We start from the raw sequence: 24,728 nt of genomic DNA, 5'->3' as shown, positions 1-24,728 counted from the left end.
TCACGCGCAGAAATTGCTTCGCACTCTCTCGACGCGCCCGGGCAAACGCCCTATCTGTGCTGCGGGCTGCCATTCTCGCGCAGCCGGTCAGACAAGGGACTGTTGCTATGACACTTAAGGTTGGGGACCGCCTTCCGGAGGCCACTTTCAATATCATGACCGGCGACGGGCCCGGCGAACTCAAAACCGGCGACCTGACGGCCGGCAAGACCGTGGTTCTATTCGGCGTTCCGGGCGCGTTCACGCCGACCTGCCACATGAACCACCTGCCCGGCTTTGTCGAACATGCCGAAACCCTCAAGGGCAAGGGTGTCGACGAGATCGCCGTGGTCTCGGTCAATGACGTCTTTGTCATGGACGCCTGGAAAAAAGCCTCGAATGCCGGTGACAGCGTGACTTTCCTGTCCGACACAGCTGCTGGCTTCGTCGACGCGGCCGGGCTTGGCCTTGGGCCGGCACCGATCTTCGGTCACCTGCGGTCACAGCGGTTCGCCCTGATCGCCAAGGACGGCGAAGTCACGTTCCTCGCCGTTGAAGAAAGCCCGGGCGAAGCTACAAAGACCGGCGCCGCGGCAATCCTGGAAGCACTCGGCTGATCCGCTCCAGCCCGCATCTAGCAGGAAGGGCCCTCAGGGGCCCTTTTTCATGTCGGAAATGACAGCAAGAGCGCCCGGTATCGATCCGCAGTTGAGCCCGGCCTTCCCGGTCTATTGCGCACGCCGACGTGGCCAAAGAACACTGGCGGCGTAGGTCAGATAGACGCCGATCAGCGTTGCAGCCAGACCGAACCAGGTCAGGGCGTAACCCAGATGGTCGTTCTTGAACTGGACAATGGTCTCTCCGGCCTGCGGGAGACCGGACGCCGGCGTGAATTCGACATCAAGGTCGATGCTATAGGGGGCAAGTCTGTCCGGTGCGATATCCAGGGCCTCGCCCATGGCCTGCGTATCGCGGGCAAACCAGAGACCCTCACTCGGCGCCGGCGTCGTCCAGTTTGGTTTTTCGCTCAGGCGCAGCAAACCCGTGAGACGTAATGTGCCGTCTGGTGGCTCTGCAAGCCGTTGGCGCGCTGCCCGATCAAGATCCTGTGGTATGAAACCGCGATTGACCAGGACAACCCAGCCCTCCTCCATCTCGAAAGGCGCGTAGACCAGTCGTCCCGGTCCACCAATGGCTCCGGCCGGCTTGTTGAGGGCCGTATAATAATAGACGGCCCCGTCAAGAAAGCGGCCGCTCAAAGCCACGTGCCGGTAGTCGTCTTCCAGTGCCAGGTCAGACCAGGCCGAGGGCCCCGGGGCGTCCACAGGAGCCGCCGCCACCCCGGCTTCTACCTGGCCGATGAGCTTTTCCTTCCAGGCCAGCCGGTCCAGCTGCCAGAACCCCAGATTGAACAGGATGGCAAGCGCCACGGCAGTCGCGAGTGTCGGAAAGAGAAGTTTGCGCATGGGCGCCTTGTCCTGGTTTTCTGAACGGGTCATTCGGCACCATCGTCCAGACGCCCCTCTTCCGCCTGGTGGCGGAACTGCAGCGCAATCATCAGGCCCTTGAGCGGACGCAGGACGAGGCCCGCCAGCAGAACCGTCAGCGGCAGCCAGAGCAGCATGTGCAGCCAGATGGGCGGCTGGAAGGAGAGCTCCACAAAAAGAACGAGGCCAACTATGACAAAGCCAACCAGCATGATCACGAAGACGGCCGGGCCGTCGCCGCTATCGGCAAAGGAATAATCCAGACCGCAGGACAGGCAGGACTTCTTCACGCTCAGAAAGCCGTCAAACAGGTTCCCCTGACCGCAGCGCGGGCATTTGCCTGACAGCCCCGCGGATACCGGATTGACCGGCGGGAAATGGGCCTTGTCTTCCATCCTGCGACATCCCTTCTTCAAAAGTGAAAACGCCCGGTCCGTTGACCGGACCGGGCGTCGTTCTGCCGAATGGGCAGGTCCCTAGTGAGCGGCCGGTGTGCCTGCGCCCCAGATGTAGATCGAGACGAACAGGAACAGCCAGACAACATCAACGAAGTGCCAGTACCAGGCAGCGGCTTCAAAGCCGAAATGCTTCTGGACGGTCATTTGGCCCATCATGGCACGGACCAGGCACACAACCAGGAAGATCGTGCCGACAATCACGTGGAAGCCGTGGAACCCGGTCGCCATGAAGAAAGTCGCGCCGTAGATGTTGCCGCTGAAGGAGAAGGCAGCATGACCATACTCATAGGCCTGAACGAATGAGAACAGGATGCCGAGCAGAACGGTCAGCGTCAGACCCCATTTCAGGCCTTCGCGGTCATTGTGCAACAAGGCGTGGTGTGCCCAGGTGACAGTGGTGCCGGAGCAGAGCAGGATCAGGGTGTTGAGCAGCGGCAGGTGCCAGGGATCGAAGGTGGCAATGCCATCGGGTGGCCAGTGACCGCCCGTTGCCTCGACGCGGGAGAACTGGATTGCCTCGCCGGCATAGAGCGCTGCATCGAAATAGGCCCAGAACCAGGCAACGAAGAACATCACTTCGGAGGCGATGAACAGCAGCATGCCATAGCGCAGATGCAGGGAGACAACGCGCGTGTGGTGACCGGCAAGCGATTCGCGAACCGTGTCACGCCACCAGCCGAACATCACGTAAAGGACAATCAGCAGGCCGACCGCAAACAGGCCCCAGCCGGTCAGGTCGTAACTGCCGAGGAAGCCAAAGTTAAAGGTAAGGTCCGTGCCATTGGCGTATTTCATGAAGCCGATGGCGCCAAGCGCCATGATGAATGCACCAATGGATGCGATGAACGGCCACGGACTTGGATCCACCAGGTGGTAGTCGTGATTAGCGGTATGTGCCTCAGCCATCGGCAAGCTCCCCAAAGACAGTCATTTCATGCACGTTGCCGTGCAAATCGCTTACAAATTCGTTTCAGTTTCGGCCGCATCGGCCCTTGCTGCAACAGGACGTTCCGGTTGTTCTACCGGGAAGAAGGTGTAGGACAAAGTGATTTCCTTCACTGATTTCAGCTCCGGATCCTTGTCCATTTCCGGGTCGACGAAGAAGACGACCGGCATTTCGACGGTTTCACCGCTTTCCAGCGCCTGCTCGGTGAAGCAGAAGCAGTCCAGCTTGTTGAAGTAGGCACCGGCGGTTGGCGGCGACACGTTGAACGTCGAGGTTCCGACCGTCACGTTGTCGCTGACATTGGTCGCGACATAGGCCAGCTGCGCGGTTTCACCCATCTTGAGTGTGACGGACCGCTGCTCCGGCTTGAAGGACCACGGCAGGCTGTGGTTGACGTTGCCGTCAAAGCGCACGGTGATCTTGCGGTCGATCACGACATCGCTGGCAGCTTCAGCCACCTGGGTCGTCCCACCGAATCCGGTGACACGGCAGAACAGATCATAGAGCGGGACCGCGGCGTAGGAGGCCCCGATCATCAGGGAAAAGATGCCGACGCATGTCACCGCGAGCTTGCGGTTGCGGCGGGCAAGATCCTTGCTGGTATCCATCTCCGTCACGGTATCCTTCCTCAAAGCGCCCGGTCCATCACTTCAGGCCCAAGCTTGATGATGGTGACCACGTAAAAAAGAATGACGAGTGCCGCGAGAGCCAGTGCAATCGCAACCGAGCGCGACCTGCGCTTTTTCTTCTGCTCTTCGGTCAGAGCGATGCCCTTGTCGTCTTCCGCCATCATGCAATCACTCCGGCAAGCAGGCTTTCACCGAGCAGCAATGCGAACAGCATGAACAGGTAGAAGATCGAGAATTTGAACAGGCGCCAGCAGGCTGCCTTGGCAACGTCGCCCTCACGCTTGCGCCAGATGTCCGCGGCAAGTGCGAGGAAAATCAGGCCGAGGATCGTCGAGGCAACGCCATAAAAAGAGCTTGCAAAGCCCAGCAGGTAGGGCGCAACGCCAACCGGCGCCAGCAGAACAGAATAGGCAAGAATGTGGTGCCGGGTGCTTGTCTCACCGGCCACCACCGGCAGCATCGGCACCTTTGCAGCCGTGTAGTCGCCATTCTTGACGAGCGCGAGCGCCCAGAAATGCGGCGGCGTCCACATGAAGATGATCAGGAACAGAACAAAGCTTTCCAGGCTGACGGTGCCCGTCACGGACGCCCAGCCAATCATCGGAGGAAAGGCGCCGGCTGCTCCGCCGATCACGATGTTCTGCGGCGTCGAACGCTTCAGCCACATCGTATAGACGATGACGTAGAAGAAGATGGTGAAGGCAAGGAAGGCGCCGGCAAACCAGTTGACTAGAAGGCCCAGGGTGACAACCGAGCCGATGGACAGCGTCACGCCGAAGGCCAGCGCTTCGTCAGGCGTGATCTTGCCGGCCGGGATCGGCCGCTTGCGGGTGCGCGACATGATTTCATCAATGTCGGCGTCGTACCACATATTTAGTGCACCGGACGCACCGGCACCGATGGCAATACACAGGATCGCGACCGCGCCCAGCACGGGATGCACGGTGCCCGGTGCCAGCATCAGACCGACAAAGGCGGTGAAGATCACCAGGGACATCACACGCGGTTTCAGGAGCGCCACATAGTCGCTCACCGATCCCATTCCGCCGTTCCAGACGGCACTGTCCTGGCTCAAATTGTCCTGGCGCTCAACGAGCGACATGGGCGCGTCCTTCGAATTCTTGTTTCTGTCTGCGGTCTAGCCGCATCCGGGTGCACAGCCCGGCAGAGTTTCTTGAAAGTCTGCACCGCGCCGGTTTTGGCGCGGTGCAAATCAGCAAGGGAGGCGTTTCCTCCCGCCACGCATTACTTGATGCGCGGCAGCGTTTCGAACTGGTGGAACGGCGGCGGAGAAGACAGGGTCCACTCCAGGGTCGTCGCTCCTTCGCCCCACGGGTTGTTGCCAACCGCGCGCTTCTTGGAGAAGGCTTCAACGATGCCGAACAGGAACACCAGGACCGCGAAGGCCGAGATGTAGGATCCGATCGAGGACACGTAGTTCCAGCCGGCCAGCGCATCCGGGTAGTCGGCATAGCGACGCGGCATGCCGTTCAGGCCCAGGAAGTGCTGCGGGAAGAACACGAGGTTCACGCCGATAAAAGTGATCCAGAAATGGGCCTTACCAATGGTCTCGTTGTACATGTAACCGAACATTTTCGGGAACCAGTAGTACCAGGCCGCGAAGATCGCGAACACGGCGCCCAGCGACAGCACGTAGTGGAAGTGAGCCACAACGTAGTAGGTGTCGTGGAATGCGCGGTCGAGACCGGCGTTGGCCAGCTGCACACCCGTCACACCGCCGACGGTGAACAGGAAGATGAAGCCGATCGCCCAGACCATCGGGGTCTTGAACTCGATGGAACCACCCCACATCGTCGCGATCCAGGAGAAGATCTTCACCCCGGTCGGAACCGCGATCACCATGGTGGCGGCCACGAAGTAGGCCTGGGTCTCGGAAGACATGCCGACGGTGTACATGTGGTGCGCCCACACGATGAAGCCGACGACGCCAATGGCAACCATGGCGTAGGCCATGCCGAGATAACCGAAGATCGGCTTGCGGGCAAAGGTCGAGATGATGTGGCTGATGATGCCGAAGCCCGGCAGGATCAGGATATACACTTCAGGGTGACCGAAGAACCAGAACAGGTGCTGGAACAGGATCGGGTCACCGCCGCCGGACGGCGTGAAGAAAGTCGTGCCGAAGTTACGGTCGGTCAGCAGCATGGTGATGGCACCAGCCAGAACCGGCAGAGACAGCAGCAGCAGGAAGGCGGTGATCAGCACGGACCAGGCGAACAGCGGCATCTTGTGCAGGGTCATGCCCGGCGCACGCATGTTGAAGATGGTCGTGATGAAGTTGATCGCACCCAGGATGGACGACGCGCCGGCAACGTGCAGAGACAGGATCGCCAGATCCATTGCCGGACCCGGCTGACCGGAGGTCGACAGCGGCGGGTAGATCGTCCAACCACCACCAACACCATAGCCACCCGGAGGACCTTCAACGAACAGCGACAGGATCAGCAGCAGGAATGCCGGCGGCAACAGCCAGAAAGAGATGTTGTTCATGCGCGGGAACGCCATATCCGGCGCACCGATCATGATCGGCACGAAGTAGTTGGCGAAGCCACCGATCATGGCCGGCATGACCATGAAGAAGATCATGATCAGACCGTGAGCCGTGGTGAACACGTTGAACATGTGTGCGTTGGCGAAGTACTGCATGCCTGGTTCCATAAGTTCCATGCGCATGCCGACGCTGAGCGCGCCGCCAACGATTCCCGCGAAGATCGCGAAATAGAGATACAACAGACCAATGTCTTTGTGGTTGGTCGAATAGACCCACCGGCGCCATCCATAGGGATGGTCATGTGCCGCATGTGCTTCGGTCGCAGCCATTTGGGGCTCCCTCTTTCAATCTTTTTCAGCGGCGCTGCGTGTCATCGCGCGCAATCGCCAATCAGGCTCGCCGCCGCGTTATTTCGCGGCGACGGAAATCTGCTCCAGTGCACCGGTGGCAGCGACCTTCTTCGAGGCAGCTACAGCGGCATAGAGTTGCTCGTTGGCGGTGTCCAGATCGTCCTGTGCGGCCGTGGCCCAGGTCTGGAACTGCTCCTTGGAGACAACGCGCACCGCGATCGGCATGAAGGCGTGATCCTTGCCGCAGAGTTCGGAACACTGTCCGTAATAGACGCCTTCCTCGCGAGCGTGGAACCAGGTCTCGTTGAGACGGCCCGGGATCGCGTCGATCTTGACGCCGAAGGTCGGCATCGCGAAGGCGTGGATAACGTCTTCAGAGGTCACCTGCAGGCGGACCGTGGTGTCAACCGGGATCACCAGATCGTAATCGACGGCAAGGAGGCGAGGCACTTCGTTGATGCCGACGCCGCGCGCTTCTGCGACAGCCTGGCGGTCTGCCAGATCAGCCTCGGGGTCGGTCGAGCTGCCAACCATGATGGAGTCGAAATAAAGATCGCCCATGCCTTCGTCGGTATACTCGTAGCCCCAGTACCACTGATAGCCGATGGCCTTGACGGTCATCTCGTATTCCGGGATGTCGAGCTGCTTGTAGAGCAGGCGGAAGGACGGAATCGCAATCACGACCAGGATCAGGATCGGCACGACCGTCCAGACAATCTCGATCATCGTATTGTGCGATGTCCGGGACGGAACCGGGTTGGCCTTGGCGCTGAAGCGCGTCATGCAGATCAGCAACAGCGCCAGAACAAACAGCGTGATGACGGTGATGATGATCAGCGTGAAGCTGTTGAACCAGGTGATGTCGTCCATCACGTCAGTAGTCGAGGCCTGAAACCCTAGCTGCCAGTCAGTGAAACCGGGTTCTGCTGCCAGGGCCGCCGTGGACGCTCCTGCAAATGTCGCAGCCACACCGGCCATAGTCATGAGACGCTTGAAGATTGCCTTCACGTCCGCGCTCCCTTCCCTCAGCCGCCTGTTCGGCGGCAAATGCATCAAATCCGGACTCAGATCCGGGCCAATCCGGTGCGGCAGTAGCGGGCTTGGCGCAACTGCGCAAGCTCAATCTGCTGCGTCCTGGCTTCTGGCCGGGTCATGAGAATGCCGGACTATAACCACAAACTCACATAAAGGGCGATGGGGACCATCGGGCAGAGCGGCGATGTGCCGCATCATCCCACCGACACCTTCGTGCCGCACAAAAACCACAAGAAACGTCGCCCTGCAACGGAATTTCCAACTTTTCACAGGCCCCTACCGGCCTTTGGCTTTTGACAAGGGTCAAGGACATGCCGATTTTCGACAAGAATTGCAATTAAACGTGGCGATCTTCGCCGGGCCGGACTGGAATCGCACGCCATGATGCGGCAATGTCTGCCCGGATCACATTCATGATTCGCTGAACAGGCCGTTTGCCCTTGGGCCGGCCGTGGCGGACCGGACATCGTTTGACTGGAGGATTTCTTGTCAACCCAATTGCTGCAGTCCATTTCTGCCCGCCTGACCGGACGCTCAGGATCTTTCTTGACCAAAGTTGCTGCACTCGCCGGGATCGCGCTCGGAACACTTGCACAGGCACAGCTGCCCGCCCTCGCGCAGGGCGAAGTGCGCTCGGCGCATGGCGACTGGCAGATGCGCTGTGATACGCCTCCCGGCGCAACCGGAGAACAATGCGCGCTCATTCAAAACGTGACCGCCGCCGACCGTGAAAATGTCGGTCTCTCGGTGATCATTCTGAAGACTGCCGATCAGCAGGCCCGCATCCTGCGCGTTCTGGCGCCCCTTGGAGTGCTGTTGCCCTCTGGACTCGGTCTTCGGGTCGACAATGCCGACATCGGACGCGCAGGCTTTGTGCGCTGCCTGCCCAATGGCTGTATCGCAGAGGTCATTCTGGAAGACGATCTTCTGAGCAAGCTACAGTCCGGCGCCCAAGCAACCTTCATCATCTTCCAGACGCCGGAAGAAGGCATCGGCATTCCGATTTCGCTGAACGGATTTTCGGCCGGATTTAATGCCCTGCCTTGAGGCCTTCAGGCAAGCGAGAAGACCAAAGGCGCCGTTGGCGCCTTTTTTCATGGCCGGTTAGGGTGTTCTTATTCAGCCGCCGCACCATGCTCATCCTTTGGCGGGCCTTTACGGGGGGTGACCCGGTGAAGTTTGTCGGCGCCGGCCAACATGCCCTGGCCAAGCTGTTCGGCAAGGCGCTCCTCGTCGCGATAGCGCACGTCTTCCTCAATCTGGTCAATCCGGGCAAGCGGCGTCCCAAGCGCCTCAAGTGCCGCCCGGCCGAACACCACGCTCGATTCAAAAGTCTCGCGGATCTGGAAATCGACACCCCGTTTGGTGAGGTCCAGAACATGGGCACGGTCTGTCGCCCGGCAGAAGATCAGAGCTTCGGGAAATCCCTCCCGGATCAGGTCAATGGCCTTGCCCATGACCTTGTCATTCTCGATGCACATGGCCACGAGCGCCGCCTTGCCCGCTCCGGCGGCTGATAGAACATCTGCGCGGGTGGCATCGCCGTAATAGACCTTGTAGCCCTGTTTGCGGGCATATTCGATCCTGTCCGGTCGGTTGTCGATCGCCGTGATTTCCAACCCTTCCGATGTCAGGATCTGGGCGACCACCATGCCGAACCGGCCGAAGCCGATCACCAGGACGGTGGGCGTTGCCTCCTCGAACGTTTCGATGGAAGGGTTCTCCACGCCCCTCGCCTTCGCCCTCACGGCCAATTTGTCCAGCCCTAGGCACGCAAGCGGCGTCAACAGCATGGTCAGGATCACAATGGCATTAAGGAGGTTTGCGGACTGGTAGTCCAAAAGACTGTTGCTGATGGCAGCCGTGAACAACACGAAGGCAAATTCTCCACCCTGAGGCAGCGTGACCGCGATGCGCATTGCATCGGAGTTTTCAGACCCGGTCCCGCGGGACAGGCCCCACAAGAAGATGCCCTTCACGCCCATCACGATCACCACGCCGGAGGCAACAAGCCCCCAGTGATCCATGACAAGGGCGACGTTGAGCGACATGCCGACAGCCACGAAGAACAGGCCCATCAAAAGTGAGCGGAAGGGCTCAATATCCGCTTCAAGCGTATGGCGAAAACTGGATTCGGCCAGGAGAACACCAGCAAGAAAAGCACCGAGTGCCATGGAAAGACCGGCTGCGTGCATGATCCCCGCGCTGCCCAGTGCGACCAGCAGGGCCGCCGTCAACATGACCTCCCGCGCCCGGCTGGCTGCTAGCAGCAGAAATATCGGTGAGATGAGATAGCGCCCTGTCAGAACAACGGCCGCCACCGCGGCAGACACGATGAGAACCTCGCGCGTCACCGCCGAGAGCGTGGACACCTCGTCGCCCGGCGCCAGAACTGCGACCATCGCCAGCAGCGGCACGATGGCAATGTCCTGCAGCAAAAGAATGCCGAAGGCTCTTTGTCCATAGGCTGAAGACAGCTGACCCCGTTCCTGCAATATCTGGAGCGCAAAGGCCGTTGACGACAAGGCCAGGCCAAACCCGGCAATCAGCGAGGTTGTAAACGGATATCCGGCCAGGCGGCCAATGCCGAACAGCGTGACCCCCGTGAGCACGACCTGTGCGGTGCCGAGGCCGAATATATCGCGTTTCATGCGCCAGAGCTTCTGCGGGTCCAGTTCGAGCCCGATCACAAAGAGAAGCAGGACCACCCCGAGCTCGGCGACATGCAGGACGTCTTCACCGGACCCCAGCAGCTGCAGCCCATGCGGGCCAATTGCCGCGCCGGCCGCAAGATAGCCCACCACCGACCCAAGCCCCAGACGCTTGGCAATCGGCACAGCAACGACCGTCGCCGCCAGGAACACGATCGATTCTGCAAAAAACGGAGGGGCTCCTTCTGCGGCCATTCCAACTCCCGTGCTGCCCGACGCGGCATTCTCCCACAGAACGCCATATAAATCGCAGGTTTCCGACTATCTTAAGAATACGCGCGACCCTTGCCTGAATACCAGCATAGCCGGCACAAAAGTGCTTTGTTTTCAGTCAAAAGGAACCGGAAAGATCAAGCTTGAACCAATCGGCTCAATAATCGGTGCACGTCGCCTCAAAAGGCCGGCTCAACCCGGGAAAACCGCTGGATCAAATCAGAGCGTGGAGCTTCAGAAAAGCGCTGAATCCGCTGATGTCTTCAAACACGTGTCCTGTCAGGCCGGCTTTCTCGGCACCGACAACGTTTTCCGGCTTGTCGTCGACAAAGGCGCTCTCCTCTGGCGCATAGCCGTAGGTGTCGCACACAACCCGATAAAGCTCCGGATCCGGTTTGCGCAGCTTGAATTCTGCCGAGACGTGGGCCTTGTCGCCAAAAATCTCGATTGTTTCAGGGGCACAGACCGGAAGCGCCGCTTTCAGCATCATGCCGTTGTTGGTCAGTAGAGCAACATCCGCAGTCGCCTTGAGGTTCCGAACAAGGTCCAGAACCTCCGGTCTTGCCCGCATCATCTTGCGGCGGATTTCGCACCAGGTATCGAAATCGATCGGATAGCCGAGCAAGTCCCCATACTGGGCGAGGTAGGCGTCCGCCGTCGCCGGATCACCTGCCTCGGCGGCTTCTTCATGCGGACCGCCCCAGACAGCCGCGTCGATCTCGGCCGCGGGCCGGCCCGTCAGCTCTTCAAGAAGACGCAAGCGAACCGCGTGCTCGTAATCATAGAGCACCTGATCCATGTCGAAGATAACGAACCTGATCCCTGGCATGACCGGGCAACCGCCTCCTGCCAATCAGACTGCCGTGCCGCCAACCGTCACTGCATTGATACGCATGGAAGGCTGGCCGACACCAACCGGAACGCCCTGCCCCTGCTTGCCGCAGGTTCCCATGCCCGGGTCGAGTTTCATGTCATTGCCGATCATGGAGACCCGCGTCAGCGCATCGGGGCCATTGCCGATCAGCATCGCCCCCTTCAGTGGGGCGCCGACCTTGCCGTTCTCAACCTTGTAGGCTTCGGTACAGGAGAACACGAACTTGCCTGAGGTGATATCCACCTGACCACCACCGAAAGAAACCGCATAGATGCCGTCCTTGACCGAGCTCAGGATTTCCTCCGGGTCCTTGTCACCTGCCATCATAACCGTATTCGTCATGCGTGGCATCGGGATATGAGCGTAGGACTGGCGCCGGCCGTTACCGGTGGGCTCCATACCCATCAGCCGGGCATTCTGCCGATCCTGCATGTAACCTTTCAGGATGCCATCCTCGATCAGCACGGTACGGCTGGCCGGCGTGCCTTCGTCATCGACGCTCAGAGAACCGCGGCGATCCGGAATCGTTCCGTCATCGACAATGGTAACCCCGGGAGCGGCCACGCGCTCGCCCATCAGACCGGCAAACGCCGAGGTTTTCTTGCGGTTGAAATCTCCTTCCAGACCGTGACCGACGGCCTCGTGCAGCAAAATGCCGGGCCAGCCCGGTCCGAGCACGACATCGAATGTGCCAGCTGGTGCAGGCACGGCGTCCAGGTTGACCAGCGCCTGTCGCAACGCCTCCTCGACACCGCCCTGCCAGTTCTCCGTGGTGATGAACCGCTCAAAACCCTCGCGGCCGCCACAGCCGAAAGACCCGCTTTCCTGGCGGTCGCCAGATCCGGCGACTACGGAAATGCTCAGACGCACCATCGGCCGGACATCCCGCACAAGATGACCGTCTGCGCGAAGGATTTCGACCACCTGCCAGGAACCGGCCAGCGAAGCAGACACCTGCCGAACCCGCGGATCCTTCGCCCGGGCATAGGCATCGATCTCCTGAAGCAGCTTGACCTTGTCCTCAAAGCTTGGTCCGCCAAGCGGATTGGCATCGCTGTAGAGCGACACATTCGTGCGCGCCGGCGGTGCGGCATAGGTGCCTGAATAGCCCTTCTTGACTGCACTCACCGCGTCGGCAGCCCGTTTCAAGGCGCCTTCGGAAATGTCACCGGCATGGGCATAGCCGGCAGCTTCGCCTGCAACCGCCCTCAGACCAAACCCCTGTGCCGTGTCGTAATTCGCGCCTTTCAGACGCCCGTTGTCGAAAACAAGGCCCTCTGTCTGGCGGTACTCGACAAAGAGTTCGCCGTCATCCGCTCCCGAGAGCGCCTCTCCTGTGATCCGTTTGGCGGCCTCCAGACCAAGGCCCGAGGATTCGATGAGTTCGTTCGTGGAAAGCGTCATGAGCCTGTCCTGATACTTCTGGGGCCACCGACCTCGCAACGTTTGCCGGTTCGTGCAGCAACCTGTTCGTTTGATCCACAACATAGGTGATTTGCTGCACAATTCACCCCAAATCCTTTGAAATCCACTTGCCACTTTTTAAAGTTGAATATAAAACTCATATTAATGGACGGACGCAGCAGCTGCCGTTTGACAGCCTGACCCACCTCCGGTCTCCGCCATCTTTCCCTTTCCAGTCAAAAACACGCGCCACCAATCAAGGGTGGACGCAAGAAAGTACATGCTCATGTCAAGCTTGCCCCGGCAGCCGATCGCGACCACGTTTTCGGGCTTCCATGACATCGCCGTGAGCCGCGGCGACGGCTTGCATCCGCTTCTGCTTGAAGCGCTAGGCAAGTCCGGATCTGTTTCAGGACCGCCGGTCTCCACGCAACAAAATCTCGACAATGTCGTGCACCCGGATTTCTCCAGAAGGCCGAAAAAAACTGGAAATAACAGGAGCGTGCAGACATGAAATCCGTGCTGGTCGCAATGCATCTGGTTGCCTGCGAACCGGACCTCCTGATCTGTCAGGACATTTCTTCTACCCTCAGCCGCTGGCCAGACATGGCGGCCTGCCAGCAAGATCAGGCAATCCGGATCGCGGAGGCAAAACGGGCCCTGCCGGAACGGATTGTCGTTATGTCCCGCTGCCGTTACCTGATCGGACGGGACCAGCGGTCGGCCCCGATGTTCTGATAAAGGGGATTTGAACCGGGTCGCCACAGTCCGGGACTTGCCCGGAACCGGCCGCATGCCGTAAAAGACTGGGACAGAACAATACCAGACAAGGCCCCAGTTCCGCCAATGATGAACCGCTACGAAAACCCGCGCATTCCAAGTGAAGCACGTGTCCGCTATCTGGATGGTGACTATCAGGTGGAGACACCGGGCACCTTCGTGCGCTGTGCCGTCACAGGGACCGCCATTCCGCTTGACGAACTAAAATACTGGTCGGTCGAACGCCAGGAAGCCTATGTCGATGCGCAAGCATCGATGACGCGCTATCTGGAAGGCAAATAACCGGCCGCGTGCAGGCTGTTCAGCCGGACAGTTTCTTCAGGCGCAGCTTTTCCTTGATCAGGCCCGCGAGACGGTCCTCGTTGTCGATCTCCATGCGCACGTCCAGCACTTCGGTGCTGGAGGCAATCCAGTGAAACAGCTCGCCGTCTGACGTTTCCAGCCGGGCCATGTCCTTGGACGTGGTCACCAGGGTCAGCCCTGCGTCTTCTGCTTCGGTCAAGAGCGACTTGACGTCCGCCAGGCTATAGCAGTGGTGGTCCGGAAAGGTGCGGGATTTCCGGACTTCAAGTCCAAGCCCCTTCAGTGTTTCGAAAAACTTCTGCGGCCGTCCAATCCCTGCAAAGGCAAACAGCCTGCGTGCCACCAGGTTGTCATTCGGCTGCGGTTTCAGATGCGCATGCAGGATCGGCAGGCCCTTGCGCCCTGCCAGGTGCACGGCATCTTCCGCCGCCTCCCCCTCGCCAACCAGGATCAGGCAGTCAGCCTTGAGCATCTGTTTATCGGCCGGTGCGCGCATCGGCCCGGCAGGCAGGCACCTGCCATTGCCGAACCCGGTCGAACAATCGACCAGCACCAGGCCGAGATCCTTTGCCAGTGCCGGGTTCTGAAACCCGTCATCCATGATGAGCACGTCAATCGGCTGCTGTTCCGCCAACTTCGCACCGGACGGGCGGTCTGCGGCAATCACGGTCGGACCGTAGCGGGCAAGCAGCAGGGCTTCGTCGCCAACCTCATCGGCATTGTGCCGGTCCGCGTCGATCAACAACGGGCCTTTCGAGCTGCCACCATAACCGCGCAACAGAAAGCCAGGATTGAGGCCGTCTTCCTGAAGCCGGTAGGCCAGTTCGATCGCAAAGGGTGTCTTGCCGGTGCCGCCGACCACAAAATTGCCGATACAGATCACCGGCAGGCGGCTTTTGTAGGCGGGCCGCTTCAGAATGCGGCGGCCGGCGACCAGGCCATAAATCCAGCCGATCGGGGAAAGCAACAAAGCCGGGAGTGAAACCCCGGTCTTCCACCAGAAGTCAGGCGCCGTCTTCACGAACGGCCTCCGGTGGTGATCCGGCACTGTTCAAGGGCAGATAAGCCGCCAGATGTGTCAGCGTCTTGTCGAGCGCGCCCCGCCCCGCAGAAACCAGATGCCGCGCCCGTTCGGCCTGCGAACGGGCTCCATCAGGATCCTGAAGAAGGAGCTGAAGACGCCTGGCAAGGTCTTCTGCATTCTCGACCCTGACCGCGGCATTTTCGATCCAGAATTCCTTGTAGACAGCTCTCGCATTGGCAACGCGTGGTCCGGTGACCAACGCCGAACCGGACAGAGCCGCCTCCAGAGGATTGTGTCCCCCGGCATCATTGAAAGACCCACCAAGAAACGTCACAGGTGCGAGCTTGTAGTAAAGTCCCATCTCGCCGAGTGTATCACCAAGATAGACATCCGTGGAGGAGGAGATTGCCTCGCCGAGCGAGCGCCTTGTAACCGACAATCCCCGGTCGCGCACAAGATCCGAAACGGCGTCCGCCCGTGCAGGGTGACGCGGCACCAGCACCAGCAACAGCTCCTTGAACTCCTGGCGCAGCTGCTCGAATGCGGTCAACGCAATTTCGTCTTCCCCCGGATGGGTCAGGGCCGCCAACCAGACCGGCCGTCCACCAATCTCGGCAGTGAGGGCTGCAAGACTGCCGGCCTCCGCAGCGGGCTCGGGCGCATCGAATTTCAGATTTCCCGGCGACACTACCCGGCTGCAACCGAGGCGCTGAAACCGCAACGCATCCGCATCGCTTTGCGCCAGCACGAGGTCGAGACAGGAGAAAAGATACCCGGAAAGCGCCGGCAGCCGTGCCCAGCTTTTCTGGGACTTGTCCGACAGGCGTCCATTGAGCAGCAAAAAGGGTGTCTCTCGTTGCCGCATCTCGTCGAACAGGCACGGCCAGATTTCGCTTTCCACCACCATCACCACATCGGGAGACCAATGGCTCAGGAACCGGCTGACCGGCCCGGGCGCATCGTAAGGCACGAACTGGTGAATAGCGCCGTCCGGTAGCCGTTGCTCCGCCAGTTCCGCGGCCGTCACCGTGACAGTCGTCAGCAACACCTTGACGCCCGCAGCCGCAAGCCTGTCGATCAGCGGCAGTACCGACATGGTCTCGCCCACGCTGGCTGCATGGATCCAGGCAAGCTGTCCCTCGGGGCGCTGAGGCGCTGCATAACCGAAACGTTCACCCTTGCGCTGCGGCAGTTCCTTTCCGGACCGGCTGCGCAGGGCGAAAAGCAGATTGAAGAAAGGGGTGAGGCCGCGCGCGAGGCCCCGATAGGCGCTGACCAGAAATGGGCGCCGCTCAGCCATCGGACCTGCCGACAAGTTCATAGGCCCGCTTGGTGGTCGCGTTGAGGCCGTCTTCCACCTTGAGGCGGTAGGCCTCCAGCGCATCGTCGTCCGTATCGCCGGGCACCCAGATCAGGTCGCCAACGGCAATGCTGCCGCGCCCGAAGGGCAGATTGACGCTTGCCTTGTCCCAGCTGTTCAGCTCCCTGGACCGGCTGGTCGCGACAGCAACCGGCAGAATGGGGCGGCCGGAGTGTTTTGCCAACTGAACGATGCCGACACCCGACTGGCGTGCAGGCCCCTTGGGGACATCTGCTGTCATCGCGATCGAATAGCCGTCCTTGAGCGCTCTCAGCGCCTCTATGAACCCTTTCATGCCACCGCGTTTCTTGATCTGGCGGGCGTTGCGGCCACCGGAGGCGCGGATCAGGCCAAGCCCGAACTTGCTGGCGGCAATGGCGTTCACTTCACCGTCGGCGGATCTGGAGATCATCACCTTGGCCGGCCAATGGGACGGCTTGGCAAATGGCACCATGAAATGCTGGCCGTGCCACATGGCAACGATCACCGGCAGATCCTCTTCCATGCGCGCATGGACGCCTTCCGGTTCAATAACAAACCGGTTGGTATGATAAACAAGTTTCAGATAGCCGGCGAGCAGCGAGCCCACACCCGACAAAACCCAGGGATGGCGGCCGAGGCGTTTGATCATTTTTCTTGTCGCCTGAGGTTAGCGTGCTTCAGTCGGCCGTTTCCGGGTCGAGCAGGCGGTGCATGTGAACGATGAAATAGCGCATGTGAGCGTTGTCGACCGTGGCCTGGGCCTTAGCCTTCCAGGCGACATAGGCTTCGGCATAATTGGGGTAGATGCCGACGATATCCAGCTCGTCCAGATCGCGGAAAGTCAGCCCTTCCGGCGATTCCAGTTCGCCGCCAAACACCAGATGCAACAGCTGTTTCGGGGTGTCGGTCTCGCTCATGAGTTTCCTCTTACATTGTCACTCTGACAGGCCTGTCAGCCAATCGCGCTGCGCAGCGCCGCGCGCGCGGCATCAATCAGCGTGTCCGGTGCCGCGATCAGGCCGGGGTGTCCGGTCTTGGGGCGGTTATAAGTCAGAAGCCGGCCTTTGACATCCGTCAGTTTTCCGCCTGCTTCCTGCACCAAAAGATCGGCCGCTGCAAGGTCCCAATCACTTGGCCCGCCACGCGCAGTTCCGATATCCACGCGGCCGGCCGCAACCGTCACCAGCCGATAGGCGAGCGATCTGAGAATATCCGTTCCGACAAACCCGGCGGCAATGACATCGCTGTTCGCGACAATGGAATGCGGTCCCGTCAGGGTCGCACCGGACACAGAGCGCCGGCTGGACACGCTCATCCGCGTGCCGTTGAGAAACGCCCCGCCGCCTGCACGGCCCAGAAACATTTCATCGCGCACCGGACAATAGACCGCTCCGGCAACCGGCCTGCCACTGTCAACCACCGCGATGGACACCGTCCATTCGTCCCCACCGGCCAGAAACGCGCGGGTGCCATCGATTGGATCGACAATGAAAACGCGTGTGTGATCGAGCCGAGACCGGTCATCCGCCGTTTCCTCCGAAAGCCATCCATAGCTGGGCCGCGCACCCCGAAGGTCTTCAGCGAGGAGCTTGTCAACGGCAAGATCGGCTTCCGAGACGGGCGACATGCCCGGCTTGCCCTTGAACCAGGTCGCCGGATTCTTGCCAAAAAAGGTCAGGGCAAGTTCACCCGCCCGGCGTGCGGCCGTCTCCAGCAGGAGGAGATCCGCCTCCGCCGAGGCGCCGTCCGGCCCCGTGTCAGCTTCCGGCAAGAGCCATTCCTTCGATCATCACGGACGGAGCCGCTGCAGAGTAGCGGTTGTCCAGATCGCTGCCCGGGATCAGCCGGGCAAACATGTCCGTCAGGTTGCCTGCAATGGTGATTTCGCTGACCGGTTCAACGATCTTGCCGTTTTCGAACCAGAAGCCAGATGCCCCCCGGGAATAGTCACCGGTGATGCCGTTGACACCATGCCCGATCAGGTCAGTAACCAGGAGCCCCTCACCGGCATCGCCCATCAGCTCCTCCAGCGACTTTGCGCCCGGCATCAATGTGATGTTGGTCGGTCCCGGAGACGTACCGCTGCCGCTTCGATGGGCACGGCCATTCGGGATCAGGCCAAGTTCGCGAGCGGAAGCCCCATCCAGGAACCAGTGTTTCAGGACACCATCCTCGATGACATTGAGCACGTCTGCCCGTGTCCCCTCGCCATCGAAGGGCCGCGTTGCGGCGCCGCGACGCTTGAACGGATCGTCGATGATCTGAATGCCAGGTGCAAAGACGGCCTCATTCATCCTGTCTTTCAGGAAGCTGGTCTTGCGCGCGATTGCAGCACCGTTGATGGCACCGGTCAGGTGACCAAGCAGGCTGCGGGCTGCCCGGGATTCATAAATGACGTTGGTGGTGCGGGTGGACAGCTTTTGCGGGTTCAGGCGTCGAACGGCCCGTTCGCCGGCCCGGCGGCCGATCTCCGCCGGAGCTTCCAGGTCTTCAAAGAAGGTGCGGCTGTCAAAATCGTAATCCCGCTCCATGGAAGTGCCCTCGCCGGCCACAGCTGTCATGGACATGCCGTAGCGCGACGACATGTAGGACCCTTCAAAGCCGTGACTGGTTGCCAGCACAACACCGGCAAGCCGCCAGGACGCACCGGCGCCGCCCGACTTGCTGACACCTTCGACGGCCAGTCCGGCCTCTTCCGTTGCCAATGCGATCTCCGCCAGGCGGTCGGCGGCCAGTTCGGTCTTGTCCAACAGTTCCAGGGCCGGAAAGTCCCTGACCAGCAATTCCGGATCGGCCAGCCCCGCATAGGGATCTTCCGGAGCGACCTTCGCCATCGCCACCGCCCGTTCCGCCAGGCTTGCAGGATCATCGAGCCGGTTGGCGGAAACGGCAGCCGTGCGCTTGCCGACAAAAACGCGCAGGGTGACGTCGTCACCTTCGGCCCGCTCGGTTTCCTCGATCTTGCCTTCCCGGACATCGACGGAGAGCGATACGCCTGTGACCGCAATTGCGTCGCAGGCGTCCGCTCCGGCCTTTCTGGCCGCATCGACAAGCCGCGCCGCGCGAGATTGCAATTCGCTCTGGTCAATCAGATCCGACATGGTGTTCGCTCATCCGTCTGCTGGGTTGGCGTCAATTTGGTCAGGCTGTTGTTTACGCTCAGCCGGGCCGAGCCGCAACCGCCGGGCGGATTTGCCAACAGTGAAGTGCCGTCCGTCCCGGTCAGGGACACCGGAAATCCCGTATCCACCGGGACATGGGGCCGGAATGGACAATCGGCAAGAGGTTGCAACGCTGCAATGCGGACCGGAAATTTCGCAGCGACTTCCGCGAGATAGGAAACAATGCATTCACTGAGAAGAACACGCAATGATTGTATTTGCGAGATGCCGCCGAAGATCTGAACGAGACGTTACCGCTGTCGTTACAATCCGGTAACCCTCTTAGAAATCAGACTTTTTTAACTCTGTCTCTTAAGCGGATCACGATATTTCTTCGCTAGGTTAGAGCCCATCGAGAGACCAGAAAGGTCCGACCAAAAGGTCCGGTGGAGAGTCATTTGAGACGTCAAACAGAAATGCAGGAAACGGCGGCAATCGGGACGAGTGCTTCAGAAGCACCTCAGCCCGGTTGCCTTCCGGCACGGTTCGAGCAGCGGCTTGAATCACGCCCCGGAACCCCCTCCCTGCCCGCAGAAATCTTTCTTGACCGCGACCGGGCGGTCATCAAGCGCCGGGTCGCCGGCGTCCCGGTTACCGTCGTCGTGCCTGCCCAGGGGTTTGACGGCGTCATGGTCCGCATTGTTCCCGGCACCGCGCCGGGCGAAATCGTCGCCGCCCTGATCCTGAAGCATCCCGACAGCGCCCTGTCGATTACGCTTGCCGAGACAGAGCACTCCGACGACCTCGCCGTGCTTTGGAGCCGGTGGGCACAGACCTTCAACCTGCCGATGCTGGTTTGCGACCTGGGTGGCAAGGTCAAACCAATCGAAGCCTTTAGCGCCGTTCCGGCAGCCCTGCCCGCACCGCGCCGCAAGTTGCGGTTGCTGACGGGCCGCCGCCCGCGCTTCTTGAACCGGCGCGCGCCCGGTCGCCTTTCCGGCGCACCGGCCGTCCATGCCAACGAACGGGAAATCATCGCGCGCTCGTGAAACTTGGCGCCTGTGAGTACTTCCACAGACAGGAGGCTTCGCTCAGCGAAGCCTTTTTTCTTTACAGCCAGCCAATCAGAGCATCGGCCACGAACCCGCCAAAGAGGATCCAGCCATAGGTGCCGTTGGAGCGGAACAGCTTCAGGCACTGGTCGCCGTCATCAATGTCCAGGACCAGGATCTGCCACCCCAGATGAACGACGCCTGCCAGGATGCCGACAAAGGCCGCGGGACCGGCGTCGGCAAAGACGGCAGCCAGTCCAAACAGGACTGTCGCGGCGCTGTAAAGCAGGACCAGCGCCAGTCTGGTATGACCACCGAAAAGACGCGCCGTCGATTTCACCCCGACAAGGGCGTCGTCTTCCTTGTCCTGGTGCGCATAGATCGTGTCATAGCCAATGGTCCAGCAGATACCGCCGAGATACAGCAAGACGGGTGCAACGCCGAGCGAACCGAAGGTCGCCGACCAACCCATCAGCGCGCCCCAGGAGAAGGCAAAACCAAGAAACAGCTGGGGCCAGTTGGTGATGCGCTTCATGAACGGATAGATCGCCACCGGCACCAGGGAAACGATCCCGAGCCAGATCGAGAAGCTGTTGAACTGGAGGAGAACCAGAAGGCCCAGAAGCGCCTGGGCGATCAGAAACACTTTCGCCTGGGTCTTGCTGACCTGACCGGCCGGAATCGGCCGAGAACGGGTACGCTCCACCTTGGCATCAATGTCGACGTCGACGAGATCGTTATAGGTGCACCCTGCCCCGCGCATGGCAACGGCGCCTATAAAGAACAAAACCAGGTGCCAGGGATTGGGCCAGCCATTTCCGGCAGCGATCGCAGCCAGCGCTGCCGACCACCAGCAGGGCCACAACAGCAGCCACCAGCCGATCGGACGCTCCCAGCGTGCCAGCCGGGCATAGGGGCGAAAGGCCGGCGGCAGCCTGGTGTCAACCCAGTGCCGCTTGACGGCATCAGCTACCGGACCGGTGTCCTTGGTGGTGAAGATCATAGTTCTGTCCATTTGGATTGGCCGGGACGGCGTACCGTTCGCCGGTTCCTGCCCCTGCAGTTCTACCGATAATTCAGATGAAATTCACCCCGCAACAGGTCATAGTGCCGCTGTCGAGGGCGCTTTGTTGATGGGACCGGGCGCAAATGTCCTGGCTCTGTTCGGAACCGGAGAATACTGTGAACTACAGCGCAGACCACGCAAAACATCTTTTCCTTACGCTCATCCTATGCCTTTCCACCGTTCCCGCTGGCGCCTTCGCCCAGCAGCCCCCTCCACCGCCACGTCCGGGTGATGACAATCGGCCACCCCGTCCCGGAGGCGGCAAGGAGGTCAACGAAAGTGTGATCGATTCTTCCGGCTTGCAAAAAATCCTCGGCGAGGTCTGGGTCGACAACTGGTTCAAGCTTTACGTCAACGGGGCACCGCTCCTGGAAGACAGCACGCCTTACAAAACCGAGCGGTCCTTCAACGCCGAACGGTTCGAGTTCAATGCCGATCTGCCGATGACGCTTGCCTTCGAGTTTCGCGATTTCATGGAGAACGACACAGGCCTTGAATATATCGGCACACGGCGCCAGCAAATGGGGGATGGCGGTGCGATCGCCCAGTTCAAGGAGGCCGCAAGCGGCAAGGTCCTGGCTGTGACGAACTCCAACTGGCGTTGCCTGACAGTTCAGAAGGCTCCGGCTGATGCCGCTTGTGCAAGAGAACGCAATCCGGATGCCTCGCAGGCCGTTTGTGCCGAAACCCGTGTCTCGGTTCCGGACGCCTGGACGGCTCCGGATTTCGACGACAGTTCCTGGCCGAAAGCAACCGTGCACAGCGCCCGAGACGTTGGTCCCAAGGACGGTTACGACCGGATTGACTGGAACCGCTCGGCAGAGCTGATCTGGGGGCCGGATCTGAAGAAGGACAACATCCTTTTTTGCCGGGTGACCGTCGGCGGGTGAAGCAATCCGGGCGTTGGAAAATTCCGACGCCCGTGCTAGACCGCGCCCAAAGCTGGACTGCGGCGTGCAGATCCCGCGTTTCCGCGTCAACCTGCTCGAAGAGGCAGCTCCTTCATGAAACTCCTCCTGATCGGATCCGGCGGCCGCGAACATGCGCTGGCCTGGGCCCTGGCGAAATCTCCCAAACTCACCAAGCTCTACGCCGCGCCGGGCAATGCCGGGATTGCGGACGTCGCGGACCTTGTCGATCTGGACGTTTCGGACCATCAGGCCGTGATCGGATTTTGCCGGGACAACACGGTTGACCTGGTTGTCGTCGGACCCGAGGCGCCGCTTGTGGCGGGACTTGTTGACGACCTTGACGCTGCCGGCATCAGGGCGTTCGGTCCGACACGGGCAGCTGCTCAGCTGGAGGGTTCCAAGGCCTTCACCAAGGGTGTCTGCGACGAAGCGAATATCCCGACCGCAGCTTATGGCCGGTTTGACGCGGCAGAAGACGCCCTCGCCTATGTGCGTAAACAGGGCGCTCCGATTGTGGTCAAGGCGGACGGACTTGCCGCCGGCAAGGGTGTTGTCGTTGCCATGACCCTGGGCGAGGCCGAGGACGCGGTGAAGGCCTGCTTCGAAGGCTCCTTTGGCGCTGCCGGAGCGGAAGTTGTCATCGAGGAATTCCTCGACGGCGAGGAAGCCAGTTTCTTTGTGCTTTCCGATGGCACCAACGCCCTTCCGCTCGCAACCGCGCAGGACCACAAGCGGGCTTATGACGGAGATGAAGGTCCGAACACCGGTGGCATGGGGGCATACTCACCTGCGCCTGTTCTGACTGATGCACTTGTTTCTGAGGTGCTGAAAACCATCATCGAACCGACGATCGCCACGCTTGCCGCACGAGGAACGCCATTCAAGGGTGTTCTTTACGCAGGCTTGATGATCACGGCGTCCGGTCCCAAGCTGATCGAATACAACACCCGGTTTGGTGATCCGGAATGCCAGGTGATGATGATGCGGCTTGAGAGCGATCTGCTGGATCTGGTGCTGGCCAGCGTCGACGGCACGCTCGATCGCACGCATGCAAGCTGGAAAAAGGATGTTGCTCTCACTGTTGTGCTGGCAGCAAACGGCTATCCGGGGAGCTATGAAAAGGGCACGGAGATCAAAGGGGTGACGCCCCCGTCCGGAGATGCACAGGTCGCAGTGTTTCATGCAGGTACCAAACGCGACCAAGATCGGCTTTTGGCAAATGGCGGCCGTGTCCTCAACGTGACCGCCCTTGGAGCAAGCGTCGGTGAGGCGCGCGACCAGGCCTATCGCGCGGTTGAGAGCATCTCGTGGCCCGAGGGCTTCTGCCGCTCGGACATAGGCTGGCGCGCCATTGCACGCGAAAACGAAGCCTGACGCTCCTGCGCTAAGTTCACAATATGCACTTGGCAGACGGCAAAAACCGCAGTTAGTCTTTCTCCGCAACGGGTTGGGGAGAGAGATTTGAGGAACAACTTGCCGGACCTGTTCCCGGGCTTCGACAGTCTCACCGTCGAAGTCGAGGACGAATGGCTGTTTTGCCGGACCGGCGGGTCCGGCCCACCCCTTTTGTTATTGCACGGCTATCCCCAGTCCCATATCTGCTGGCACAAGATTGCGCCGCGCCTTTCAGAGCATTTCACGGTTGTTGCGGCCGATCTTCCAGGTTACGGCCAATCCTCGGTGCCACCGCTTTCGGACGACCACGCGGCCTATTCGAAACGCAGCATGGCCACCGCCCTGGCCGAAATGATGCGCATCCTCGGACACGAGCGTTTTTTGCTGGCTGGACATGATCGCGGCGGACGTGTCGCCTACCGGATGGCACTGGATCATCCCGGCCTGGTCCAGCGCCTCGCTGTGCTCGACATCCTGCCGACCAGCGCCTATTGGGACAGGATGGACCGACAGTTTGGCCTGAAGATCTATCACTGGATGTTCCTGGCCCAGCCTGCCCCGTTTCCCGACAAGATGATTGCCGCCTCGCCGATACCGTTTCTGGAACATACGTTGCGAAGCTGGACCGCCGGGAAGGACCTGACGTGTTTCACGTCTGATGCCATGACGCATAACAGGGTCTGGTTCTGCGATCCCGACCGGATTGCGGCCACCTGCGAAGATTACAGGGCCGGCGCCCATATCGATGACGCACATGATCGGATGTCACTGAACCTTGGCCACAAGATCGAGGTGCCAACATTGGTGCTTTGGGGCGACAAGGGCATTGCGAACAGCGTCGAATCCCCACTCGACGTCTGGCGGGCGTGGAGCCCGGACGCAGAAGGCCTTGCCTTGCCCTCCGGCCATTTTCTTCCGGAAGAGGCTCCTGAAGAAACATTCGAGGCGCTTTTTCGCTTTTTTGGAAATTAACGACCAGAATAATACTTCTTTACTCATCTCAGCTCCGTCACCCAAAGATGAGATTACCAAGCGTCCTGCACAAATTTTGGCACGAAAGACAATTCTATTCTTAATAAGATTTAAGAAAGCCATTCAATACAATTTAACCATTCAACACTATTGAGAAAATTGGCGGTACTCGTTTGCGTAAAAC

General features: G+C 60.3%; 26 protein-coding genes. 8 read left to right on the top strand and 18 right to left on the bottom strand.

Translation table 11 applies throughout. The features are described 5' to 3' along the window. Positions 1 to 107 precede the first annotated feature (107 nt). Complete coding sequence (locus ACO6TG_RS21505; protein WP_094074122.1) at positions 108 to 596, top strand: peroxiredoxin; 489 nt, start codon at positions 108 to 110, stop codon at positions 594 to 596. Between the two features lie 111 nt (positions 597 to 707). On the opposite strand, the gene ACO6TG_RS21500 is transcribed toward ACO6TG_RS21505, so the two are convergent. The 8 genes from ACO6TG_RS21500 to coxB all read right to left on the bottom strand — a co-directional run bounded on the left by ACO6TG_RS21500 (position 708) and on the right by coxB (position 7,345). Continuing rightward, complete coding sequence (locus tag ACO6TG_RS21500; RefSeq protein ID WP_422375071.1) at positions 708 to 1,478, bottom strand: SURF1 family protein; 771 nt, start codon at positions 1,476 to 1,478, stop codon at positions 708 to 710. Then, the gene (locus ACO6TG_RS21495; RefSeq protein ID WP_422375070.1) at positions 1,475 to 1,861 is read right to left on the bottom strand and encodes a DUF983 domain-containing protein; all 387 of its coding nucleotides are present in this window, start codon (positions 1,859 to 1,861) and stop codon (positions 1,475 to 1,477) included. Before ACO6TG_RS21495 ends, ACO6TG_RS21500 begins: the two co-directional genes overlap by 4 nt. A gap of 81 nt (positions 1,862 to 1,942) precedes the next feature. Further along, positions 1,943 to 2,830 (bottom strand): cytochrome c oxidase subunit 3, encoded by an 888-nt coding sequence (locus ACO6TG_RS21490; protein WP_422375069.1) that lies wholly within the window; start codon positions 2,828 to 2,830, stop codon positions 1,943 to 1,945. A 51-nt stretch (positions 2,831 to 2,881) separates the two neighbouring features. Beyond that, positions 2,882 to 3,478, bottom strand: a complete 597-nt coding sequence (locus ACO6TG_RS21485) for a cytochrome c oxidase assembly protein (RefSeq protein ID WP_422378930.1) — start codon at positions 3,476 to 3,478, stop codon at positions 2,882 to 2,884. A 20-nt stretch (positions 3,479 to 3,498) separates the two neighbouring features. Continuing rightward, positions 3,499 to 3,663, bottom strand: coding sequence for a hypothetical protein (locus tag ACO6TG_RS21480; RefSeq protein ID WP_157739107.1), 165 nt, complete (start codon positions 3,661 to 3,663; stop codon positions 3,499 to 3,501). Then, positions 3,660 to 4,601, bottom strand: coding sequence for a heme o synthase (locus ACO6TG_RS21475; protein WP_422375068.1), 942 nt, complete (start codon positions 4,599 to 4,601; stop codon positions 3,660 to 3,662). The genes ACO6TG_RS21480 and ACO6TG_RS21475 overlap by 4 nt, the downstream gene beginning before the upstream one ends. 143 nt (positions 4,602 to 4,744) lie before the next feature. Continuing rightward, positions 4,745 to 6,340 (bottom strand): cytochrome c oxidase subunit I, encoded by a 1,596-nt coding sequence (ctaD, locus tag ACO6TG_RS21470; protein WP_422375067.1) that lies wholly within the window; start codon positions 6,338 to 6,340, stop codon positions 4,745 to 4,747. A 78-nt stretch (positions 6,341 to 6,418) separates the two neighbouring features. Next, positions 6,419 to 7,345, bottom strand: coding sequence for a cytochrome c oxidase subunit II (gene coxB / locus ACO6TG_RS21465; RefSeq protein ID WP_422378929.1), 927 nt, complete (start codon positions 7,343 to 7,345; stop codon positions 6,419 to 6,421). A gap of 561 nt (positions 7,346 to 7,906) precedes the next feature. On the opposite strand from coxB, the gene ACO6TG_RS21460 reads away from it, so the two are divergent. Next, positions 7,907 to 8,443 carry an invasion associated locus B family protein gene (locus ACO6TG_RS21460; RefSeq protein WP_422378928.1) on the top strand — a complete coding sequence of 179 codons (537 nt, stop codon included), beginning with the start codon at positions 7,907 to 7,909 and terminating at the stop codon, positions 8,441 to 8,443. A gap of 68 nt (positions 8,444 to 8,511) precedes the next feature. Here ACO6TG_RS21460 and ACO6TG_RS21455 read toward each other — a convergent pair whose 3' ends face one another. The 3 genes from ACO6TG_RS21455 to tldD all read right to left on the bottom strand — a co-directional run bounded on the left by ACO6TG_RS21455 (position 8,512) and on the right by tldD (position 12,598). Next, on the bottom strand, positions 8,512 to 10,302 hold the full coding sequence (locus ACO6TG_RS21455) for a monovalent cation:proton antiporter-2 (CPA2) family protein (RefSeq protein ID WP_422375066.1): 1,791 nt from the start codon (positions 10,300 to 10,302) through the stop codon (positions 8,512 to 8,514). A 232-nt stretch (positions 10,303 to 10,534) separates the two neighbouring features. After that, the gene (locus tag ACO6TG_RS21450; protein ID WP_422375065.1) at positions 10,535 to 11,149 is read right to left on the bottom strand and encodes an HAD family hydrolase; all 615 of its coding nucleotides are present in this window, start codon (positions 11,147 to 11,149) and stop codon (positions 10,535 to 10,537) included. A 24-nt stretch (positions 11,150 to 11,173) separates the two neighbouring features. Then, positions 11,174 to 12,598 carry a metalloprotease TldD gene (tldD, locus tag ACO6TG_RS21445; protein WP_422375064.1) on the bottom strand — a complete coding sequence of 475 codons (1,425 nt, stop codon included), beginning with the start codon at positions 12,596 to 12,598 and terminating at the stop codon, positions 11,174 to 11,176. A 510-nt stretch (positions 12,599 to 13,108) separates the two neighbouring features. Here tldD and ACO6TG_RS21440 point away from each other — a divergent pair. Both ACO6TG_RS21440 and ACO6TG_RS21435 read left to right on the top strand, forming a co-directional pair. Next, positions 13,109 to 13,336 (top strand): hypothetical protein, encoded by a 228-nt coding sequence (locus ACO6TG_RS21440; protein ID WP_422375063.1) that lies wholly within the window; start codon positions 13,109 to 13,111, stop codon positions 13,334 to 13,336. Positions 13,337 to 13,444: 108 nt separating this feature from the next. Continuing rightward, entirely contained in the window at positions 13,445 to 13,660 is a 216-nt protein-coding gene (locus ACO6TG_RS21435) for a DUF2093 domain-containing protein (RefSeq protein WP_094074112.1), read from the top strand. Positions 13,661 to 13,679: 19 nt separating this feature from the next. Here the strand turns inward: ACO6TG_RS21435 and lpxK are convergent, their stop codons facing one another. The 6 genes from lpxK to ACO6TG_RS21405 are packed head-to-tail and all read right to left on the bottom strand — an operon-like array spanning position 13,680 to position 19,148. Then, positions 13,680 to 14,702 (bottom strand): tetraacyldisaccharide 4'-kinase, encoded by a 1,023-nt coding sequence (gene lpxK / locus ACO6TG_RS21430; protein WP_422375062.1) that lies wholly within the window; start codon positions 14,700 to 14,702, stop codon positions 13,680 to 13,682. Next, positions 14,686 to 16,005: a 3-deoxy-D-manno-octulosonic acid transferase gene (locus ACO6TG_RS21425; RefSeq protein ID WP_422375061.1), complete on the bottom strand. Its 1,320-nt coding sequence runs from the start codon at positions 16,003 to 16,005 to the stop codon at positions 14,686 to 14,688. Before ACO6TG_RS21425 ends, lpxK begins: the two co-directional genes overlap by 17 nt. Further along, entirely contained in the window at positions 15,998 to 16,696 is a 699-nt protein-coding gene (locus tag ACO6TG_RS21420; protein ID WP_422375060.1) for a lysophospholipid acyltransferase family protein, read from the bottom strand. The genes ACO6TG_RS21425 and ACO6TG_RS21420 overlap by 8 nt, the downstream gene beginning before the upstream one ends. A gap of 28 nt (positions 16,697 to 16,724) precedes the next feature. Beyond that, positions 16,725 to 16,964: a DUF4170 domain-containing protein gene (locus tag ACO6TG_RS21415; protein ID WP_094074109.1), complete on the bottom strand. Its 240-nt coding sequence runs from the start codon at positions 16,962 to 16,964 to the stop codon at positions 16,725 to 16,727. A 35-nt stretch (positions 16,965 to 16,999) separates the two neighbouring features. Further along, entirely contained in the window at positions 17,000 to 17,818 is an 819-nt protein-coding gene (locus ACO6TG_RS21410) for a 3'(2'),5'-bisphosphate nucleotidase CysQ (RefSeq protein ID WP_422375059.1), read from the bottom strand. After that, positions 17,805 to 19,148, bottom strand: a complete 1,344-nt coding sequence (locus ACO6TG_RS21405; protein ID WP_422375058.1) for a TldD/PmbA family protein — start codon at positions 19,146 to 19,148, stop codon at positions 17,805 to 17,807. Before ACO6TG_RS21405 ends, ACO6TG_RS21410 begins: the two co-directional genes overlap by 14 nt. A gap of 458 nt (positions 19,149 to 19,606) precedes the next feature. Here ACO6TG_RS21405 and ACO6TG_RS21400 point away from each other — a divergent pair, with 458 nt between their 5' ends. Next, positions 19,607 to 20,197 carry a DUF6101 family protein gene (locus ACO6TG_RS21400; RefSeq protein ID WP_422375057.1) on the top strand — a complete coding sequence of 197 codons (591 nt, stop codon included), beginning with the start codon at positions 19,607 to 19,609 and terminating at the stop codon, positions 20,195 to 20,197. Positions 20,198 to 20,258: 61 nt separating this feature from the next. Here ACO6TG_RS21400 and ubiA read toward each other — a convergent pair whose 3' ends face one another. Beyond that, positions 20,259 to 21,203 carry a 4-hydroxybenzoate octaprenyltransferase gene (ubiA, locus tag ACO6TG_RS21395; protein WP_422375056.1) on the bottom strand — a complete coding sequence of 315 codons (945 nt, stop codon included), beginning with the start codon at positions 21,201 to 21,203 and terminating at the stop codon, positions 20,259 to 20,261. 344 nt (positions 21,204 to 21,547) lie between these two features. Here ubiA and ACO6TG_RS21390 point away from each other — a divergent pair, with 344 nt between their 5' ends. From ACO6TG_RS21390 to ACO6TG_RS21380, 3 genes are all read left to right on the top strand, one after another. Next, positions 21,548 to 22,156 (top strand): PEBP family protein, encoded by a 609-nt coding sequence (locus ACO6TG_RS21390; protein ID WP_422375055.1) that lies wholly within the window; start codon positions 21,548 to 21,550, stop codon positions 22,154 to 22,156. 114 nt (positions 22,157 to 22,270) lie between these two features. Beyond that, positions 22,271 to 23,551, top strand: a complete 1,281-nt coding sequence (purD, locus tag ACO6TG_RS21385; protein ID WP_422375054.1) for a phosphoribosylamine--glycine ligase — start codon at positions 22,271 to 22,273, stop codon at positions 23,549 to 23,551. Between the two features lie 87 nt (positions 23,552 to 23,638). Beyond that, positions 23,639 to 24,544 (top strand): alpha/beta fold hydrolase, encoded by a 906-nt coding sequence (locus ACO6TG_RS21380; RefSeq protein WP_422375053.1) that lies wholly within the window; start codon positions 23,639 to 23,641, stop codon positions 24,542 to 24,544. Positions 24,545 to 24,728 lie beyond the last annotated feature (184 nt).

This window comes from Roseibium sp., from assembly GCF_965233565.1.
Classification (GTDB): Bacteria; Pseudomonadota; Alphaproteobacteria; order Rhizobiales; family Stappiaceae; genus Roseibium.
This window is presented reverse-complemented; position numbering and strand designations above follow the sequence as displayed.

What these genes read in the sequence shown, in the direction of transcription:
- tldD (WP_422375064.1), bottom strand. Translation starts at nt 12,598, where the DNA reads ATGACGCTTTCCACGAACGAACTCATCGAATCCTCGGGCCTTGGTCTG.
- ACO6TG_RS21505 (WP_094074122.1), top strand. Translation starts at nt 108, where the DNA reads ATGACACTTAAGGTTGGGGACCGCCTTCCGGAGGCCACTTTCAATATC.
- ACO6TG_RS21485 (WP_422378930.1), bottom strand. Translation starts at nt 3,478, where the DNA reads ATGGATACCAGCAAGGATCTTGCCCGCCGCAACCGCAAGCTCGCGGTG.
- ACO6TG_RS21455 (WP_422375066.1), bottom strand. Translation starts at nt 10,302, where the DNA reads ATGGCCGCAGAAGGAGCCCCTCCGTTTTTTGCAGAATCGATCGTGTTC.
- ACO6TG_RS21480 (WP_157739107.1), bottom strand. Translation starts at nt 3,663, where the DNA reads ATGATGGCGGAAGACGACAAGGGCATCGCTCTGACCGAAGAGCAGAAG.
- ACO6TG_RS21475 (WP_422375068.1), bottom strand. Translation starts at nt 4,601, where the DNA reads ATGTCGCTCGTTGAGCGCCAGGACAATTTGAGCCAGGACAGTGCCGTC.
- purD (WP_422375054.1), top strand. Translation starts at nt 22,271, where the DNA reads ATGAAACTCCTCCTGATCGGATCCGGCGGCCGCGAACATGCGCTGGCC.
- ACO6TG_RS21415 (WP_094074109.1), bottom strand. Translation starts at nt 16,964, where the DNA reads ATGAGCGAGACCGACACCCCGAAACAGCTGTTGCATCTGGTGTTTGGC.
- ACO6TG_RS21420 (WP_422375060.1), bottom strand. Translation starts at nt 16,696, where the DNA reads ATGATCAAACGCCTCGGCCGCCATCCCTGGGTTTTGTCGGGTGTGGGC.
- ACO6TG_RS21490 (WP_422375069.1), bottom strand. Translation starts at nt 2,830, where the DNA reads ATGGCTGAGGCACATACCGCTAATCACGACTACCACCTGGTGGATCCA.
- ACO6TG_RS21440 (WP_422375063.1), top strand. Translation starts at nt 13,109, where the DNA reads ATGAAATCCGTGCTGGTCGCAATGCATCTGGTTGCCTGCGAACCGGAC.
- ACO6TG_RS21500 (WP_422375071.1), bottom strand. Translation starts at nt 1,478, where the DNA reads ATGACCCGTTCAGAAAACCAGGACAAGGCGCCCATGCGCAAACTTCTC.
- ACO6TG_RS21435 (WP_094074112.1), top strand. Translation starts at nt 13,445, where the DNA reads ATGATGAACCGCTACGAAAACCCGCGCATTCCAAGTGAAGCACGTGTC.
- ubiA (WP_422375056.1), bottom strand. Translation starts at nt 21,203, where the DNA reads ATGATCTTCACCACCAAGGACACCGGTCCGGTAGCTGATGCCGTCAAG.
- ACO6TG_RS21450 (WP_422375065.1), bottom strand. Translation starts at nt 11,149, where the DNA reads ATGCCAGGGATCAGGTTCGTTATCTTCGACATGGATCAGGTGCTCTAT.
- ACO6TG_RS21495 (WP_422375070.1), bottom strand. Translation starts at nt 1,861, where the DNA reads ATGGAAGACAAGGCCCATTTCCCGCCGGTCAATCCGGTATCCGCGGGG.
- ACO6TG_RS21425 (WP_422375061.1), bottom strand. Translation starts at nt 16,005, where the DNA reads ATGGCTGAGCGGCGCCCATTTCTGGTCAGCGCCTATCGGGGCCTCGCG.
- ctaD (WP_422375067.1), bottom strand. Translation starts at nt 6,340, where the DNA reads ATGGCTGCGACCGAAGCACATGCGGCACATGACCATCCCTATGGATGG.
- coxB (WP_422378929.1), bottom strand. Translation starts at nt 7,345, where the DNA reads ATGACTATGGCCGGTGTGGCTGCGACATTTGCAGGAGCGTCCACGGCG.
- ACO6TG_RS21405 (WP_422375058.1), bottom strand. Translation starts at nt 19,148, where the DNA reads ATGTCGGATCTGATTGACCAGAGCGAATTGCAATCTCGCGCGGCGCGG.